At 64.1% G+C, this 17986-nt stretch carries 16 protein-coding genes; 1 reads left to right on the forward strand and 15 read right to left on the reverse strand.

Going from position 1 to position 17986, the window contains the following annotated elements; translation table 11 throughout:
- Positions 1 to 3: 3 nt before the first annotated feature.
- The 15 genes from nuoI to A6A05_RS12725 form a co-directional block, all read right to left on the reverse strand.
- Positions 4 to 492 carry an NADH-quinone oxidoreductase subunit NuoI gene (gene nuoI, locus A6A05_RS12655; RefSeq protein WP_068501590.1) on the reverse strand — a complete coding sequence of 163 codons (489 nt, stop codon included), beginning with the start codon at positions 490 to 492 and terminating at the stop codon, positions 4 to 6.
- Between the two features lie 13 nt (positions 493 to 505).
- Positions 506 to 1537 carry an NADH-quinone oxidoreductase subunit NuoH gene (gene nuoH / locus A6A05_RS12660; protein WP_068501593.1) on the reverse strand — a complete coding sequence of 344 codons (1032 nt, stop codon included), beginning with the start codon at positions 1535 to 1537 and terminating at the stop codon, positions 506 to 508.
- Entirely contained in the window at positions 1530 to 3599 is a 2070-nt protein-coding gene (gene nuoG, locus A6A05_RS12665; RefSeq protein ID WP_068501596.1) for an NADH-quinone oxidoreductase subunit NuoG, read from the reverse strand. Before nuoG ends, nuoH begins: the two co-directional genes overlap by 8 nt.
- 21 nt (positions 3600 to 3620) lie before the next feature.
- A complete protein-coding gene (gene nuoF, locus A6A05_RS12670; protein WP_068501598.1) occupies positions 3621 to 4898 on the reverse strand; it encodes an NADH-quinone oxidoreductase subunit NuoF in 1278 nt (425 codons plus the stop codon).
- Complete coding sequence (nuoE, locus tag A6A05_RS12675; RefSeq protein WP_068501601.1) at positions 4898 to 5503, reverse strand: NADH-quinone oxidoreductase subunit NuoE; 606 nt, start codon at positions 5501 to 5503, stop codon at positions 4898 to 4900. Before nuoE ends, nuoF begins: the two co-directional genes overlap by 1 nt.
- Positions 5500 to 6678: an NADH-quinone oxidoreductase subunit D gene (locus A6A05_RS12680; protein ID WP_068501604.1), complete on the reverse strand. Its 1179-nt coding sequence runs from the start codon at positions 6676 to 6678 to the stop codon at positions 5500 to 5502. Before A6A05_RS12680 ends, nuoE begins: the two co-directional genes overlap by 4 nt.
- Before the next feature lies 1 nt (position 6679).
- Positions 6680 to 7288: an NADH-quinone oxidoreductase subunit C gene (locus A6A05_RS12685; RefSeq protein WP_068501607.1), complete on the reverse strand. Its 609-nt coding sequence runs from the start codon at positions 7286 to 7288 to the stop codon at positions 6680 to 6682.
- A 24-nt stretch (positions 7289 to 7312) separates the two neighbouring features.
- Positions 7313 to 7873: a NuoB/complex I 20 kDa subunit family protein gene (locus A6A05_RS12690; RefSeq protein ID WP_068501609.1), complete on the reverse strand. Its 561-nt coding sequence runs from the start codon at positions 7871 to 7873 to the stop codon at positions 7313 to 7315.
- Complete coding sequence (locus A6A05_RS12695; protein ID WP_068501612.1) at positions 7864 to 8229, reverse strand: NADH-quinone oxidoreductase subunit A; 366 nt, start codon at positions 8227 to 8229, stop codon at positions 7864 to 7866. The genes A6A05_RS12690 and A6A05_RS12695 overlap by 10 nt, the downstream gene beginning before the upstream one ends.
- A gap of 359 nt (positions 8230 to 8588) precedes the next feature.
- The gene (locus A6A05_RS12700; RefSeq protein ID WP_068501616.1) at positions 8589 to 9662 is read right to left on the reverse strand and encodes an outer membrane protein assembly factor BamB family protein; all 1074 of its coding nucleotides are present in this window, start codon (positions 9660 to 9662) and stop codon (positions 8589 to 8591) included.
- Positions 9653 to 10519 (reverse strand): hypothetical protein, encoded by an 867-nt coding sequence (locus A6A05_RS12705; RefSeq protein WP_216635796.1) that lies wholly within the window; start codon positions 10517 to 10519, stop codon positions 9653 to 9655. Before A6A05_RS12705 ends, A6A05_RS12700 begins: the two co-directional genes overlap by 10 nt.
- A 309-nt stretch (positions 10520 to 10828) precedes the next feature.
- On the reverse strand, positions 10829 to 12688 hold the full coding sequence (locus A6A05_RS12710) for a PAS domain S-box protein (protein ID WP_156521045.1): 1860 nt from the start codon (positions 12686 to 12688) through the stop codon (positions 10829 to 10831).
- A gap of 2 nt (positions 12689 to 12690) precedes the next feature.
- The gene (locus A6A05_RS12715) at positions 12691 to 13128 is read right to left on the reverse strand and encodes a response regulator (RefSeq protein WP_068501622.1); all 438 of its coding nucleotides are present in this window, start codon (positions 13126 to 13128) and stop codon (positions 12691 to 12693) included.
- Entirely contained in the window at positions 13125 to 15182 is a 2058-nt protein-coding gene (locus A6A05_RS12720) for a PAS domain S-box protein (RefSeq protein ID WP_216635797.1), read from the reverse strand. Before A6A05_RS12720 ends, A6A05_RS12715 begins: the two co-directional genes overlap by 4 nt.
- A gap of 335 nt (positions 15183 to 15517) precedes the next feature.
- The gene (locus A6A05_RS12725) at positions 15518 to 15934 is read right to left on the reverse strand and encodes a hypothetical protein (protein ID WP_156521046.1); all 417 of its coding nucleotides are present in this window, start codon (positions 15932 to 15934) and stop codon (positions 15518 to 15520) included.
- 189 nt (positions 15935 to 16123) lie between these two features.
- On the opposite strand from A6A05_RS12725, the gene A6A05_RS12730 reads away from it, so the two are divergent.
- Positions 16124 to 17905 carry a PHA/PHB synthase family protein gene (locus tag A6A05_RS12730; protein WP_068501629.1) on the forward strand — a complete coding sequence of 594 codons (1782 nt, stop codon included), beginning with the start codon at positions 16124 to 16126 and terminating at the stop codon, positions 17903 to 17905.
- Positions 17906 to 17986 lie beyond the last annotated feature (81 nt).

Raw genomic sequence — 17986 nt, forward strand, 5'->3', positions numbered from 1 at the left:
TGGTCAACGGTACGGCGCGTCTTCGGCGATGCGAAGGGCCAGTTCGGCCTCCCAGCGATCGCCGTTCGCGAGCAGTTTGGACTTGTTGTACATCAGTTCCGCCCGGGTCTCGGTGGCGTACTCGAAGTTCGGCCCCTCGACGATGGCATCGACCGGGCAGGCTTCCTGGCACAGGCCGCAGAAGATGCACTTGGTCATGTCCAGATCGTAGCGGCGCGCCCGGCGCGAGCCATCTTCCCGGGGCTCGGCTTCAATCGTGATCGCCTGGGCGGGGCAGATCGCCTCGCACAGCTTGCAGGCGATGCAGCGTTCTTCGCCCGAGGCATAGCGGCGCAGCGCGTGCTCGCCCCGGAACCGCGAAGACAGCAGACCCTTTTCATAAGGGTAGTTGATGGTGACCTTGGGCTTGAACATATAGCGGAAGGTCAAAGCCAAGCCCTGGAACAGTTCCGTCAACAGGAACGCCCGGGCGGTACGGTCGAGAAACGACATACCCAATCCCTCCTTAGCCCTGGTTCGGCAGCCAGCCGAACGCGACCAGCACGCCCGACGTCAGCACCAGCCAGAACAGCGAGAACGGCAGGAACACCTTCCAGCCCAAGCGCATCAGCTGGTCGTAGCGGTAGCGCGGGAACGTCGCGCGGACCCACAGGAACACGAACAGCACGGCGCAAATCTTCAGCGCGAACCAGATGATCCCCGGCACCCAGTTGAAGGGCGCGACGTCGAACGGGGGCAGCCAGCCGCCCAGGAACAAGATGACGGTCATGCCGCTCATCAGGATCATGTTGGCGTATTCACCCAGGAAGAACAGGGCGAAGGTCATCGCCGAATATTCGACGTTGTAGCCGGCCACCAGCTCGGATTCCGCTTCCGGAAGGTCGAAGGGGGCGCGGTTGGTCTCGGCCAGGGCCGAGATCAGGAAGATGAAGAACATCGGCAGATGCGGGATGACGAACCACATCGTCTCTTTCTGGCGCAGCACCACGTCGGACAGGTTCAGCGAGCCCACCGTCAGCAGCACCGACACCAGCACGAAGCCGATCGACACTTCATAGGACACCATCTGCGCCGCCGAGCGCAGGCCGCCCAGGAAGGCGTACTTCGAGTTGGACGCCCGGCCCGACATGATGATGCCGTAGACGCCCAAGGACGAGATGGCGAACAGGTAGAGGATGCCGACATTGATGTCGGCCAGCACCCAGCCCTGGTCGAACGGGATCACCGCCCAGGCGATCAGCGCCAGGAAGAAGGTCAACATCGGGGCGATGATGAACACCGCCTTGTTGGCCCCGGTCGGCAGGATGGTTTCCTTCAGGAACAGCTTGACGCCGTCGGCCAAAGGCTGCAGCAGGCCGAACGGGCCGACCACGTTGGGACCCTTGCGCAGCTGGATGGCGCCGATGACCTTGCGCTCGGCATAGGTCAGATAAGCGACCGCGATCAGCAGCGGCAGGACAATGGCGAGAATCTGGACGACGATGACGATCAGGCGCCAGATCTCGGGGGGCATCAGCCCGGCGAGCATATCAACCATGGGTCCCCGTCTTCTTGTGGTGGTTGCAGCCACAGCCGGCGCCGAACGAGGCGGTGCATTCCGCCATGGTCTTCGAAGCGCGGCTGATCGGGTCGGTCATGTAGAAATTGTCGATACACGAGACCAGCTTCTTGGCCTCCAGCGCGCCCTCGGCACCAAAGGCGCCCCAGGCGGCCGGATGCAGCTGGCCCAGCTGACCGAACAACGGATGACGGGTGCGCAGCTGGCCGACGGTGTCGTAGGCCAAGGGCTTGCCCAACGCGTCGGACAGGGCGCGCACGACCTTCCAGTCGTCCTTGGCCTCGCCCGGCGGGAAGATCGCCATGGTGGTGCGCTGCGCCCGGCCTTCCATGTTGACGAAGGTCGCCTGCTTCTCGGTATAGGCGGCACTCGGCAGAACCACGTCGGCCCGGTGGGCACCGGCATCGCCGTGGCTGCCCATATAGACCACGAAGGCCTTGCCCAGACCGGCCATCTCGACTTCGTCGGCACCGGCCAGGAACACCAGCTCGACGTCGCCCTTTCCGGCGGCGGCGACGATACCGGCGGTATCAAGACCACCCGAACCGGGCAGGAAGCCCAGATCCAGGCCGCCGACACGGGCGGCGGCGGTGTGCAGCACGTTGAAGCCGTTCCAGCCGTCCTTCACCAGACCGGCCTCGTCGGCGATCTTCTTGGCCAGGCCCAGGATGGCGGCGCCGTCGGCGCGGGCGAGAGCACCCTGGCCCAGGATGATGGCAGGCCTTGCGGCCGACTTCAGCACCTGGAGGAAGGGATGCTTGCCCGACGCGATGTCGGCCAGGATGGCGGCATCGTCACCCAGCCAGTCGGCCTTGAAGGTCAGGTCGGCCTTGGGGCCGATCATTGCGGCCTGGAAGCCGCCCTTCAGGTAGCGCTTGCGGATGCGGGCGTTCAGCACCGGCGCTTCCTTGCGCGGGTTCGAGCCCACGATCAGGAGAGCGTCGGCCTCTTCGATGCCGGCGATGGTGCTGTTGAACAGATAGGACGCGCGGACCGAGCCATCGAGCTTGGCGCCATCCTGGCGGCAATCGATGTTGGCCGAACCCAGAGAGGTCATCAGGTCCTTCAGGGCCACCATGGTCTCGCAATCGGTCTGGTCGCCGGCGATGGCGGCGATCTTCGACCCCGCCAGACCCTTGGCCTTTTCCGCGATGGCGGCGAAGGCTTCCGACCACGAGGCCGAGACCAGCTTGCCGTCCTTGCGGACATAGCAACGGTCCAGGCGCTGGCGCTTCAGGCCGTCGACGGCGAAGCGCGAGCGGTCCGACAGCCATTCCTCGTTGATGTCGTCATTGACGCGGGGAAGGATGCGCACCACCTCGTTGCCGCGGCTGTCGATGCGGATGGCCGAGCCCAGGGCGTCCATGGCATCGACCGATTCGGTCTTCTTCAGTTCCCAGGCGCGATAGGTGAAGCTGGCCGGCTTGTTGGTCAGCGCGCCCACCGGGCACAGATCGATCAGGTTGCCCGACAATTCGCTGGACACGGCGGCATTGACGTAGCGGCCGACCTCCAGATGCTCGGACCGGTGCAGGCCGCCCAGGACCGGGGTGCCGGCGATTTCCGAGATGAAGCGGATGCAGCGCGTGCACTGGATGCAGCGGGTCATCATGGTCTGGATCAACGGACCGTAATCCTTGTCCTCGACCGAGCGCTTCTCTTCCAGGTAACGGCCGCGATCGCCGCCGTAATTCATCGCCTGGTCCTGCAGGTCGCACTCGCCGCCCTGATCGCAGATCGGGCAATCCAGCGGGTGGTTGATCAGCAGGAACTCCATCACGCCCTGGCGCGCCTTGCGCACATTGGCGTTGTTGGTGTGGACCACCATCCCCTCGCCCACCGGCATGGCGCACGACGCCACCGGCTTGGGCATCTTCTCCACTTCCACCAGGCACATGCGGCAATTGCCGGCCACGGCCAGGCGCTCGTGATAGCAGAAGCGCGGGATTTCAATCGGGGGGTCAAGGCGTTCGGCGGCCTGCAGGATGGTCGTCCCGGCCTCGACCTCGATCTCACGTCCGTCGATAGTCAGTTTCGGCATGGTCTATCGGTCCTTACAGCCTTAAGCCGCGCTGGAAGCCCGGCCCTTGATCTTGGCTTCGATCAGGGGACGGAAGTGACGGATCAGGCCCTGGATCGGCCAAGCGGCCGCGTCGCCCAGGGCGCAGATGGTGTGGCCTTCGACCTGCTTGGTGATTTCCTGCAGCATGTCGATTTCTTCCAGGGCGGCCTCGCCCTTGTTGATGCGCTCCATCATGCGCCACATCCAGCCGGTGCCTTCGCGGCACGGCGTGCACTGGCCGCAGCTTTCGTGCTTGTAGAAGCGCGACAGCCGGGTGATGGCCCGCACGATGTCGGTGGACTTGTCCATGACGATGACGGCCGCCGTGCCCAGACCCGAACCGGCCTCACGCAGGCCGTCGAAATCCATCAACACGGTCTCGCAGATATCCTTGGTCAAGGCCGGCGTCGAGGAACCGCCGGGGATCACCGCCAGCAGATTATCCCAGCCGCCGCGGATGCCGCCGCAATGCTTGTCGATCAACTCGCGGAAGGGGATGCCCATCTCTTCTTCGACGTTGCACGGCTTGTTGACGTGGCCGGAGATGCAGAAAAGCTTGGTGCCGGAATTCTTCGGCCGGCCGATGCCGGCGAACCACGAAGCCTGCCGGCGCATGATGGTCGGCACCACCGCGATGGATTCGACGTTGTTGACCGTGGTCGGGCAGCCATACAGACCGACGCCGGCCGGGAACGGCGGCTTCAGGCGGGGCTGGCCCTTCTTGCCTTCCAACGATTCGATCAGCGCCGATTCCTCGCCGCAGACATAGGCGCCGGCGCCGCGATGGACGTAGCAATCGAAATCGAAGCCCGAACCGCAGGCATTCTTGCCGATCAGCCCGGCTTCATAAGCCTGGTCGATGGCGGCCTGCAGGTGCTTGGCCTCGAGGATGAACTCGCCGCGGATATAGATGTAGGCGGCATGCGCCCCCACCGCGAAAGCGGCGATCAGCGCGCCCTCGACCAGCTTGTGCGGGTCGAAACGCATGATCTCGCGGTCCTTGCAGGTGCCCGGCTCGCCTTCGTCGGCGTTGATGACCAGGAAGTGCGGCCGAGCCCCTTCGGTCTTGGGCATGAAGGACCACTTCATGCCGGTCGAGAAACCGGCACCGCCACGGCCGCGCAGGCCGGAATTCTTGACTTCCTCGATGATGGCGTCGCGGCCACGTTCCAGGATGGCCTTGGTGCCGTCCCAGTCGCCGCGAGCTTGGGCGCCCTTCAGGCCCCAGTCGTGGATGCCGTAGAGATTGGTGAAGATACGGTCTTGATCGCGCAGCATCACGCCTTCTCCGTTCCGAAGGTGAGTTCGGTCAAGGTGGTCGGGCCACCCTCGGGGGCCGAGAACTGCCGGCCGTTCTGCGGACCCACCTTCGGGGTGTCGCCGCGCTTCAGCGCGTCAAGCACCGCCTTGGTGGTGTCCGGCGTCAGGTCCTCGTAATAATCGTCGTTGACCTGCATCATCGGGGCGTTGACGCAAGCACCCAGGCACTCGACCTCGGACAGGGTGAACAGCCCGTCGGCGGTGGTCTCGCCCCATTCGACGCCCAGCACCTGCTTGGCGGTGTCGCCGACGCCGTCGGAGCCCCTGAGCAGGCAGCAGATGTTGGTGCACACCTGGACGTGGAACTTACCGACCGGGCGCTGGTTGTACATGGTGTAGAAGGTCACCACTTCCTGCACCCGGATCGGCGCCATCTCCAACATCTCGGCGATCGCCTCGATCACCGCGATGGAGGTCCAGCCGACCTGGCGCTGGGCCAGGTCCAACAGCGGCATCACCGCCGATTGCTGACGCCCGGCCGGATACTTGGCGATGATCTTCTTCGCCAGTTCCAGATTCTCGGGGGTGAAGGCGAAGCTGGTCATTTCGGTTTCGTTGCTCATCGGTCGATCTCGCCGAAAACGATGTCGATGGAGCCGATATTGGCGACCACGTCGGCCATCATGTGTCCCTTGGACATCATGTCGAGGGCCTGCAGGTGGACGTATCCCGGCGGACGGATCTTGCAGCGATAGGGCTTGTTGGTGCCGTCGGCGACGATATAGACGGCGAACTCGCCCTTGGGCGCCTCGACGGCGGTATAGGTCTCGCCGGCCGGAACGCGCACGCCCTCGGTGAACAACTTGAAGTGATGGATCAGGGCTTCCATCGACCGCTTCATCTCGGCCCTGGGCGGCGGGCTGACCTTGCGGTCATCGACGCGGACCAGACCGGCCGGCATCTCGCGGATGCACTGCTTCATGATCTTGACCGATTCGCGCATCTCGATGATGCGGATCAGGTAGCGATCATAGCAATCGCCGGCCTTGCCGACCGGGATGTCGAAATCCATGCGGTCGTAGACTTCGTAGGGCTGGCTCTTGCGCAGGTCCCAGGCGATGCCGCTGGCGCGCAGGTTCGGGCCGGTGAAGCCCCAATCCAGCGCCTGCTCGGCGCTGACCGTGCCGATATCGACGGTGCGCTGCTTGAAGATGCGGTTCTCGGTGACCAGGGTCTCGATATCGTCGATCACCTTGGGGAACTGGTCGCACCAGGCATCGATGTCTTCCAGCAGGCCCGGCGGCAAATCCATGGCGACGCCGCCGATGCGGAAGTAATTGGCGTGCAGACGAGCACCGCAGGCGCGCTCGTAGAACTCCATCAGCTTCTCGCGCTCCTCGAAGCCCCACAGCATCGGCGTCATGCCGCCGACGTCGAAGACGAACGAGCAGACGTTGAGGATGTGGTTGAGGACGCGGCCGATCTCGCAGTAAAGCGTGCGGATGTACTTGGCGCGCAACGGGATATCGACGCCCAGCAGGTTTTCCACCGCGAGCACGAAGGCGTGCTCCTGGTTCATGGTGCCGACATAGTCCAGGCGGTCGAAATAGGGGATCGATTGCTGGTAGATCTTGTGCTCGATCAGCTTCTCGGTGCCGCGATGCAGCAGGCCGATATGCGGATCGGCGCGATCGACGATTTCGCCCGACATCTCGAGGATCAGACGCAGCACGCCGTGGGCGGCCGGGTGCTGAGGACCGAAATTGATGTTGTAGCTCTTGATCTCGGCTTCAGCCATGTCAGCGGCTCCCTTCCGCCTTTTCGTCGCCCGGAAGCGGCCCTTGGCCTTCCCATGGCGACAGGAAATCGAAGCTGCGGAAATCCTGGACCAGCTTGACCGGCTCGTAGACGCAGCGCTTCTGCTCTTCGTCGTAGCGGATCTCGACATAGCCGGTCAGCGGGAAGTCCTTCCGGAGCGGATGCCCCTCGAAGCCGTAATCGGTCAGGATGCGGCGCAGGTCGGGATGGTCGGCGAAGATGATGCCGTACATGTCCCAGGTCTCGCGCTCGAACCAGCCGGCCGAGCTGAACACGCCGACCACCGACGGGACCGGAGTCTCTTCGTCGGTCTGGGCCTTCACCCGCACGCGCTGGTTATGCTTCAGCGACAGCAGGTGATAGACCACGTCGAAGCGTTCCTCGCGCTCGGGGTAATCGACCCCGCAGACATCGACCAGCTGCTTGAACAGGCAGCCCGAATCGTCACGCAGGAAAGTCAGCACGCGGGCCACCGAGGCGGCACGGACGTTGACCGTCAATTCGCCGACGCGGTTCACCTCGGCGGACAGGACGTCGTTGGGCAGGGCGGCGGCGATGTAGTCGCCCAGATCCTTCAGCACTTGCGTCATGGTTTGTGACCGTCCCAAAGGTGGCTAGCGCAGGATGGTGCCGGTACGGCGGATCTTCTTCTGCAGCTGCATGATGCCGTACAGAAGCGCCTCGGCGGTCGGCGGGCAACCGGGGACATAGACGTCCACCGGAACCACGCGGTCGCAACCGCGCACCACCGAGTAGGAATAGTGATAATAGCCGCCGCCATTGGCGCACGAGCCCATCGAGATCACCCAGCGCGGCTCGGCCATCTGGTCGTAGACGCGGCGCAGCGCCGGAGCCATCTTGTTGGTCAAGGTGCCGGCGACGATCATCACGTCGGACTGGCGCGGGCTGGGACGGAAGACGATGCCGAACCGGTCCAGGTCATAGCGCGAGCAGCCGGCATGGATCATTTCCACGGCGCAGCAGGCCAGACCGAAGGTCATCGGCCACAAGGAACCGGTGCGGACGTAATTGACCAGCTTGTCGAGATTGGCGACGACGAAGCCCTTGTCCTGGATTTCCTCGGCCACCAGCTTCATCAACTGGTCCTGCGCCGCACCGGGGGCCAGCGGGCCTGCGTGGGCGGGCGTCACCAGCGAGGAATTGCTCACTCCCATTCCAGGGCTCCCTTTCGCCATTCATAGATGAAGCCGATGGTCAGCACGCCCAGGAACACCATCATCGACCAGAAGCCGAACAGGCCGATCTTGCCCAGGGTCACCGCCCACGGGAACAGGAACGCCACTTCCAGATCGAAGATGATGAAAAGGATGGCCACCAGGTAGAAACGCACCTCGAACTTCGAGCGGGCGTCGCCGAAGGCGTCGAAGCCGCATTCGTAAGCGGCGTTCTTTTCCGGATCGGGCCGTTGCTTGCCGGCCAGCCACGACGCCGCGATGGCGATCACGGATACGGCAATGGCGATCCCCAGGAAAATCAGGATCGGCAGATATTCGAGCAGCCAAGCGTCCATCGTCCCTGCCCTTCAATTGGGTGCGACCCGAAGACAATCCCCCGCGCCATCATATAGGAGTTCCGAGCGAAGACGGGGACCGATTGCTGATCTTACAGGATCGGAAGGGCCCGGGTTCGGCGGATGACACCGCATGGCAGGATGACGGGGAACAGCCCTCCAACAAACAAGCACAAGCCATCCCACGCGGATGTCGGGTCAGGAACCGACCACCCGCGCGGGTAGGCGTGGTGTAATCCAGCCCCCCTGGACTGTCAAGCCGACATGGCTATTGACACGTAAATTTGCCACATTCGCGCAAGGAGCGCTTGCCCCGGATGGGGCGGCTGGCCCTACCCGGAAACGGGCAGGACAATGGGCTAAAGCGGCACGCCGAGCAGGCGGCCGTCCTGGGTGCCAAGGGCCGCCAGGCCCTGGCCCAGGGGAACCACGAAGGGGCGCAGCTTTTCGCCGACCGCCACGCGGAGCCGCTCGCGACCCGAGGCAACGTCCAGCACATGCAGGACATCGGCCATGTCCAAGGCGAACAGATCGTCGCCTTGCACCACCAGTTCGGCCATCAGCGGCGCCCAATTGCCGGCGGCTTTGCCGTAATCGGTGGTGCGATGGCGCCAGCGCACCGCGCCGTTGGCGGCATCGACGGCATACAGCCAACCGGTCGGCGACCACAAATAGGCCGAACCGTCGGCGACCAGATGGGAATTGATGAAATTGCCGGCATAGAAGCTCCAGCGCTCGGCCCCGGTGGCGATGTCCAGCCCGTGCAGCTTCTCTTGATAGGCGCCGGCCACCAGGATGTCGTTCCAGATGTGCAATTGCCGCAGATACTGCCATTCCTTGGCGCGATCGACCCGCCACAGCAAGCGGCCGCTGGCCAGGTCCACCGCGTTCAGCACGCCATCGCCGCCGCACACGAACACCGTGCCGCCGGCGGCGGCCGGGGCGTAATGGATGTCGGTGTCGAGATGGGTATCGAATTGCCAGCGAACCGCGCCGCTGGTCAGGTCGCGAGCGACCAGCCGGTGACCGTCGCCGGCCAGCACCATTCCTTTATATATGAGCGGCGCGCCGAAGGCCCGCTCGGCCTCGGCCCGCCACAGCGGCCGGCCATCCTCGGCCGCCCAAGCCCGGAAGGCGGCCGCCGCACCGGTCAGCATCACACCATCGGCCAGACGCGGACGGAAACGGGCCGCATCGCCGTCGGTCAGGTCCCGCCCCCACAGCAGCCGGCCGGTGCGGCCTTCGACCAGCCCGACCCGGGCCTCGCCGGCGAAGGCCAACCGGTCGCCGTCCCGGGCCGCCGGCGTCAACACCTTGTTGCCGGTATCGACCGTCCAGGCCAGCGGCCCGCGCGGCGTCGATGCCTTCGCCGCGCCGGCCCAAAGGGCTAAGCCGCCGGCCAGGAACCGGCGGCGCCCCAGATTCAGTCGCACCTGGCCCCCTGCTCGATCCAGCGCAGCAGCAATTGGGTATTGGGATGGTCGCGATCCGACGACGGCTCGATACCGGGCGGCATGCGGTTTTCCACCAGATGCTGCATCAGGCCGCTTTCGTCGGGCTTGCCGGGGATCACGACCTTGGTGGCGTTGGCCACGCCCTTGGCCACCGAATCGGCGCCCAGCATGATGCCCTTGTAGCTGGACAGGTCCAGTTCGTGGAAGCTGGGCGGCTCCTGGTTGGACATATGGCACTCGGTGCAGGCCGGAGTGTTGGCCGCGAAGGTGTTGGCGGTGGCGAACAGCGGCAGGATGTCCTTCTTGAAGTGGGCGTCATCCTTGGCGCCGTCGGCGATCCATTGGCGGATGGCCAGGATCGGCGGACTGTCGGTCGGAACGTTGAAGCGAACCCCCAGCGGCATGCGGTTGTTGCGCAGCATGCGTCCCAGCAATTCCTTCTTGGCGCCCTTGCCGGGAGTGAACAGCTTGCGGGCCGGCGGTTCGGTCGAGCCCTTGTTGATGCCTTCGCAGGTCGACAGGTCCAGGCCGCGATAGGACACCGACGGATCGCCGGACCCATGGCACACCACGCAGGCCGGCCCTTCGCCAAAGGCATTGGGCGTGCGCATCAGCACCGCGATGTAACTATAGGTGATCGGGATGTTGCGCTTGATGATCAGTTCATTGACGGCGGCATGGTCGCCTTCCAGCTCCATCTTGCCGGCCTTGATGTCCTCGACCATCTGGCGGGTCAGGCTGGCCTTGCGGTCCGAGGCCCCGGCCTCATCGACGCTGACAGCCAGCAAGGTTACGGCCCCAATCGCGGCGCCGCGAATAACCATCGCGAAATTCATGAAATCCCCCTATCCGTCTGCTCGCCCCGTTCGGCGCCCCGCCACTGTTTTCCGCAATCGCGTCCGTGACATTGGTCAATTACAGTAAAATAAAGACGACATTCGATCAATCTTAAACAATGGACGCGTCACCGCATAGGTTTTATCACCTATATTTTCTCGAATATGCAACTGACTACTAGGCCATGGCAGAGCCAATATTGCACCGCAACATCAGGGGGATTATCGAACCAAAAAACAAGAATGGCGCCGACCACAAGCGATCGACGCCATTTTCGAATAGCAAGAAAGACTCGCGATCGACGACAGTCACTCCGCCTTGGGCAGGGACACGAAGAAGGTACTGCCTTTGCCGGGCACCGATTCGATCCAGATGCGGCCATGGTGCTGGTCGACGATCTTATGGCAGACCGCCAGGCCGATGCCGGTTCCCTCGCAATACTCGCGGGGGACCAGCCGCTGGAAGATCCCGAACACCCTGTCGAAATCGCCGGCCTCGATCCCGGTGCCGTTATCTTGGACGAAGGCGATCCAGTGGGACGAGCCGTCATCCTTCCACCCCACCGAGATGACCGGTACGCGGTCGGGATGACGGTACTTGACGGCATTGCCGATCAGGTTCTGGAACAGGCGCACGATGTCGCGATGATAGCCGATGACCGAGGGCAGGCCTTCGGCGACCGTCAGTTCGGTGCCGACCTCGATCAAGGTTGGCCCCAGGATCAGACGCACCTCTTCCAGGACCGTCGCCAGGGACACGGTCTCATGCACGGCGTCGCGGCCGACCCGGGAATATTCCAGCAGATCGCGGATCAAGGCATCCATCCGGGTGGCGCCATCGACCGCGTAGCCGATGAATTCCTGCCCGGTCTCGTCCAGCGATGGCCCCAGGCGCCGTTTCAGCAGAGTGAGATAGCTCGAGATCATCCGCAACGGCTCGCGCAGATCGTGGCTGGCGACATAGGCGAATTGCTCCAACTCGGCGTTGGACTGGCGCAGTTCTTCCTCGTGGTGCTTGGTGGCGTTGTAGTCGGTGACGTCTTGCATCACCGACAAGATGCATTCCTCGCCGTTCAATTCGGTCAAGGCGGCGGAAAACAGGAACTCGCCGACCGCGCCCCCTTTGCGGACCAAGTGGATTTCGCGATTGATGACCTGCTTGCCGCTTCTCAGGGCCGCCACCGCCGCCTTGCGCACGGCCAGATTCTGCCACATCCCGATCTCGATCGCCGTGTGCCCGATCAATTCCTGGCGTTGGTAGCCGAAGGTCGAAAGGAAGGTTTCGTTGGCTTCGAAGAACAGGCCGTCGGCGGCGCGGCTGACCGCGATCGCCGCCGGGCTGATATGGAAGATGGCCGACAGCCGCGCTTCGCTGATCCGCAGGGCCTCGCGTCCCTCGCGGGCCTCGTGGATGTCGGAACTCGACCCGAACCACTTCTCGATCCGGCCATCCTCGGTCCGCAGTGGCACCGCTTTCGTGTCGAACCAGCGAAAGGCGCCGTCGTGGCGGCGCAGGCGAAACTCAACGGCGAAATCGCTGCCCGCCGCCACCGCTTCGTTCCAGGCCGCCATCAAGCCGGCCCGGTCGTCGGGATGCACGCATTCCAACCAGCCATATCCCAACTGGATTTCGGCGGGAATGCCGGTATAGGCCACCCAACGCTCGCTTAAGAAGTCGCAGGTGCCATCGGGGTCGCAGGTCCACACCGGATGGGGCAGGCCGGCGATCAATTGCCGCATCCTGAAGGCGCCGTCGCGCACCGCCCGCTCGGCCTCGCGGACCGCCCGATGCTCGGCGGCGTCGCGCATGGCGCGCTCGATGGCCGGCACCAGCCGGGCCAGTCCGCCCTTGAGGACGAAGTCCCAGGCGCCCCGCTTCAGCCACTCGGCCGCCTCTTCCTCGCCCAGGCCGCCGGAAATCAGGATCAACGGCAGATCGGGGCGGCAGCCGCGCAGGAGTTCCAGCGTCTGGCCGAACGACATGGCCGGCATGGAATAGTCGCTCAAGACCACGTCCCATTCGGAATCGTCCAGGGCGGCGGTCAAGTCGGCCACGGTGTCGACCCGCCGACACCTGGCATCCAGGCTGGCCCGGCGCAGATGACGCTCGACCAGCATGAAATCCGCCGCCGAATCCTCGATCACCAGGATGTTCAAGGGGCGGTCCACGGTCACACCTCGGGCGGCGTGTTGACGGCCAGCCAATAGACGCCCAGGCGCGCCACGGTCTCGGCGAATTCGGCGAAACCCAGCGGCTTGCGCACGAAACTGTTGGCACCGCCCTCGTAACTCTTCAGGCGATCCTCCTCTTCGTCGGACGAGGTCAGGATCACCACCGGCAACAGGTGGGTTTCCTTGTGTTCGCGCAGCCGCTTCAATACCTCAAGCCCGCTCAGGCGGGGCAGGTTGATGTCGAGCAGGACCACCGTCGGCAGGTCCGAGCCCACACGCCCGGCGAACTCGCCTTGCTGGAACAGGTAGTCGAGCGCCTGCTGTCCATCGCGGACCACGTCCACCTGATTGGCCAGGTTGACCTTCTGCAGCGATCGAAGCGCCAACATCTCGTCTTGCGGATTGTCCTCGACCATCAGGATCGATTTGACCTTCATGACTCTCCCACCTCGATATCTGGATCAACACCCACCGGTAAACTGAAGCAAAACGTCGCCCCCTTGTCGGGGGCGGAGGTGGCCTCGATGGCCCCGCCATGGCGCGAGACGATGCGCCGAACCGTCGCCAGGCCGATGCCCAACCCGGGAAACTCGTCCTGGCGATGCAGGCGCTGGAACGGACGAAACAGCTTGTCCGAATGGGCGGGATTGAAGCCGGCGCCATTGTCGGCGACGCAAATGCGCACCGTGGCACCGTCGCGCTCCGAGAAGATGCGGACTTGCGCGTCTTCGGTGCGGGCGGTGTATTTCATCGCGTTGCCCATCAGGTTGCGCATGACGATTTCGATCATGCGCGGGTCGCCCCAGGCCGACAGCCCGTCCTCGATGGTCCAGGTGACCTTGCGGTCCAAATGGGCCTGGTGCAATTCGCGCTGCATCCAGGCCGCCATGGCGGAAAGATCGACAGTCTCGCGTTGCAGGTCCCCGCGCGAGCAGCGCGACAGCAGCAGCAACCCGTCGATCAAGGCCCCCATGTGGCGGCTGGCGATGACGATCTGGTCGAGATAGACCTTGGAATTGCCATCCAACGTGCTGCCGTAATCCTCGATCAGGGCTTGGCTGAACCCGGTCATCGCCCTGAGCGGCGCCCGCAAATCGTGGGAAACGGCGTAGGTGAAGCTTTCCATTTCCTGGTTGGCGGCGACCAGTTCGGCGGTACGTTCCTCGACGCGGCGTTCCAGGACGGCGGCAAGATGGCGGATTTCGTCCTCGGCCCGCTTGCGCCGGGTGATGTCGCGCACGATCTTGGACCCGCCGGTGATCTTGCCGCGCCCGTCCTTGATCGGCGAAATGGACACCGAAACATCGACCAGACGGCCATCCTTGGTCTTGCGCTGCGTCTCGTAATGTTCCACCGGCTGCCCGTTGGCGATCAGGTTCAGGACGTCCTGCCCCTCGCGCGGACGGTCCTTGGGGCCAAGCATGGTGACGGACTGACCGATCGCCTCGCAGGCAGCATAGCCGAACAGGCGTTCGGCACCGCCGTTCCAACTGGTGATCCGCCCGGCCAGATTCATGCCGATGATGGCGTCGTCGGACGACTGAATGATTTCAGCGAGGCCGCGCAACGAATCCGTGCGCCGCTCGACGACGAAGGTCAGGAACAACACCCCCCCGGCCAGAACCAGGATGGTGACCACGCCTTGCGCCATTTGCTGGCGCCATTCCTGCAGCGCGATGGGCACCGGCAGGGTCGATATCGCCACCAAGGGGTAATTGTCCATGGCGCGATAGGCGATCACCCGCTGGCGGCCGGTGACGATGTCCGGCGCGTCGACGACCCCGGCCGACGCCGCCGGCAGATGCTGGCGAAAGATCGGACTGTCGGCGGCGGAAAGGCCGCGATACTGGGCCTCGTCCGGGAAACGGGCCAGGAATATTCCGTCGCGGCGCAACAGCGATGCGCTGGCATCTTGCTGCATCGCGAAGCCCCCCAGGACCTTTCCGAAATAGACCGGGTTGATTCCGGCCGCCACCAGGCCGCCAAAGGCGCCATTCCGGCCCGGCAGCGGCCGCGACAAAGGAATGACGTGCCGGCCCATCGCCCGGCTGACCACCGGGGCGGCGATATGCAGGGACTGATCGGCCCAATGATCGCGCTGGTGCAGGAAATATTCCCGGTCGGACACGTCCAGCACCTGCGCCGTGGTCGAGCGGGCGTTGATGATTTCCGAAACGGTTCGCCCATCGGGACCGACAATGATCAGATCGTGGATTTCCGGGAAGGCCACCAGCCGCGCCTGGATATAGCTGACCGCTTGCGGGTTGGGCCAATGGTCAAGGTCGATGGACTTGGCGGCATCCTGCAAAAGACCGTCGATGGCGCGCACGCTGCCCTCGATCCCGACGCTGGCGGCGTTGGCCAGCGTCGCCATCTGGCGGTGGACCAGATCCTGCTGGGCCCGGTAGCTGCCATAGACATCCCAGCCGGTGGCCACGGCGATCAAGCCGATCAACGCCAGCGCATAGGCCAGCATCGGGCGTCGAATCACGTCGCGACGAAGGGGAGGGTGAGGCAGGTCTTTACTCACGGACGGCACAGGATGAGAAAGAGGACGGGGCGCGCCAGAAAGGTACATGGTTTTTCCCCGAGGACGTACATTTATCCAAACCTCACCGGGCTTTTTACATCCATTGGGCGACCTCTCAAAGGCCGCAGCCAGCAGGCCGCGCGCAGCCTAATACTAACGCCAGGCGGCACATTGGCAAATGGCATTAAAACCGCTGATTGGGCAAATCGAAGGTGTGGACCTAGCCCGAGTTCGCCACGGCCAACCAACAGAAACGGCGCCGACCAAGGCCGGCGCCGCGACTTGCATCCGATTGGTCAGTAGACGTAATTGAGTACGCTGCCTGGGCGCACCGCGCCTGGGGTGGTCACCCGCATATTGCGCTCGTAAGTGCCGACTCCGCGCATCACCATGCCAAGGAAACTGCCGTCGCCAGCCCCGCCATTGATCACCTCATCCACTTCCTCGGCCTTGAAGGCGTTGGTGGCGCGGATGATGAACGGCGTGGCCTGCTGCTCGGGCTCACGGCGATCCTCGGTCCCGAACTGCATTTCCTCTTCATAGCGGAGCAGACGGTTGTCGTTGATCCCGATCTGCGGCGAGAAGACGGCACTTTCGAGCGGGGCACCATGCGAAGTCGCGACATTGCGACCGCCGGAGGCCGGGCGGGCTGTTGCCGCCGCTGCCATTCCGGGCGATCCCATCGCCGAGACTTTGTTGGTACCGAGAGCCATAATTACACCAAGGCTAGATTAACTCGATAATAACTATATGGCAGCGCCCGAAAAAAGGCCAGCGGATTCCGAAAAATTTACATTGGTTTCAATGACCATACCCCGTTCTCGCGGTTGCAAAATCGTCATGCCGCGCCGCCCTTGCGCGGGGGTATAGTCGGTGATCATCCGCGTGGGGAAGACATCGCCATGAACGAGATCCGCCCGCAACCGACGGCCGCGAACAATCCGCAGCCCGAATCGTTCCGTCCACCCTTCCCGGTGTTCACCGAAAGCACCGACCGCCTGATGCATGCGGTGCAGGGCCGCTTCACCATGGCGCTGTCGCCGGCCTCGCTGGGGCTGGCCTATCTGGACTGGCTTGTCCACCTGATGAACTCGCCCGGCAAGATGGGCGAGCTGGCCCAGAACGCCGCCGCCAAGGCGCTGCCCCTGATGCGCTATGCCGCCGCCTCGGCCGCCGGTCAGACCGATCCCGACCCGTTCGTGCCGCTGGCCCAGGATTCCCGCTTCGCCAGTGCCGAATGGCAGAAATACCCCTACAACGTCCTCAGCCAGGCGTTCCTTTACACCGAGCAATGGTGGCACTACGCCACCACCAACATCCGGGGCGTCAGCCGCCACCGTCAGCAGGTGGTGGAATTCGCCGCCCGTCAGCTGCTCGACGTGTTCTCGCCGGCCAATTTCCCGCTGACCAATCCCGACGTGCTGAAGGTGACGCTGGAACAAGGCGGCCAGAACCTGGCGCGCGGCTGGCAGAATTACTGCGACGACCTGTTGCGCCAGGCGACCGGGCGCGATTACGCCCCCGACCCGCGCTACACCCCCGGCCAGGGTGTGGCCTGCACGCCCGGCAAGGTGGTCTATCGCAACAAGCTGATCGAGTTGATCCAGTATGCGCCGACCACCGAGACGGTCCATCCCGAGCCGATCCTGATCGTGCCGGCCTGGATCATGAAATATTACATCCTCGATTTGTCGCCGGCCAATTCCATGGTCCGCTGGCTGGTCGGCCAGGGCCACACGGTGTTCATGATCTCGTGGAAGAACCCCACCGCCGAGGATCGCGACCTGGGCATGAGCGACTATCGCCGCCTAGGGATCATGGCCGCGCTGGACGCCATCAACGCCATCGTGCCCGAGACCAAGGTCCACGCCACCGGCTATTGCCTGGGCGGCACGCTGCTGTCGATCGCGGCGTCGGAAATGTCCAGAGACGGCGACGACCGCCTGGCCTCGGTGACCCTGCTGGCCGCCCAGACCGATTTCGAGGATGCCGGCGAGATCATGCTGTTCATCGACGAAAGCCAGGTCGCCTATCTGGAAGACGTGATGTGGGACCAGGGTTTCCTGGACACCAAGCAGATGGCCGGCGCCTTCCAGCTGCTTCGCTCCAACGATCTGGTGTGGTCTCGGATGGTGCGCCACTACTTCCTGGGCGAGGCCGATCACGGCAACGATCTGATGGCGTGGAACGCCGACGCCACCCGCATGCCGTACCGCATGCACAGCGAATATCTGCGCCGCCTGTTCCTCGACAACAGCCTGGCCAAGGGCCGCTTCAACGTCGATGGCCGCCCCATCGCCCTGACCGACATCCGCGCGCCGATCTGCGCCGTCGGCACCACCAAGGACCATGTCGCGCCGTGGAAGTCGGTCTACAAGATCGGCATCCTGACCGACACCGACGTCACCTTCATCCTGTGCTCGGGCGGCCACAATGCCGGCATCGTCTCGGAACCCGGCCACAAGGGCCGCAGCTTCCAGATATCGACCCAGGCCGACGCCGACAAATATGTCGATCCCGACACCTGGGTCCTGGTGACGCCGGTTCAGCAAGGTTCGTGGTGGAGCGCCTGGAGCGCCTGGTTGGCCGAGCGTTCCGGCGCCCGGGTCGCACCGCCGCCCCTGGGAACCAAGGACTACCCGCCGCTGACCGAGGCGCCGGGATCCTATGTGCTGATGGGGTAAGCCTCATAGGCGTTAACATAGCGCACACACTTGGCGTTTTCGCTTTCTTGGGGTGTCGGCGAGGCGTACAGCGAGGCTGGT

The organism is Magnetospirillum moscoviense (assembly GCF_001650635.1).
In the GTDB taxonomy this organism is placed as follows: domain Bacteria; phylum Pseudomonadota; class Alphaproteobacteria; order Rhodospirillales; family Magnetospirillaceae; genus Magnetospirillum; species Magnetospirillum moscoviense.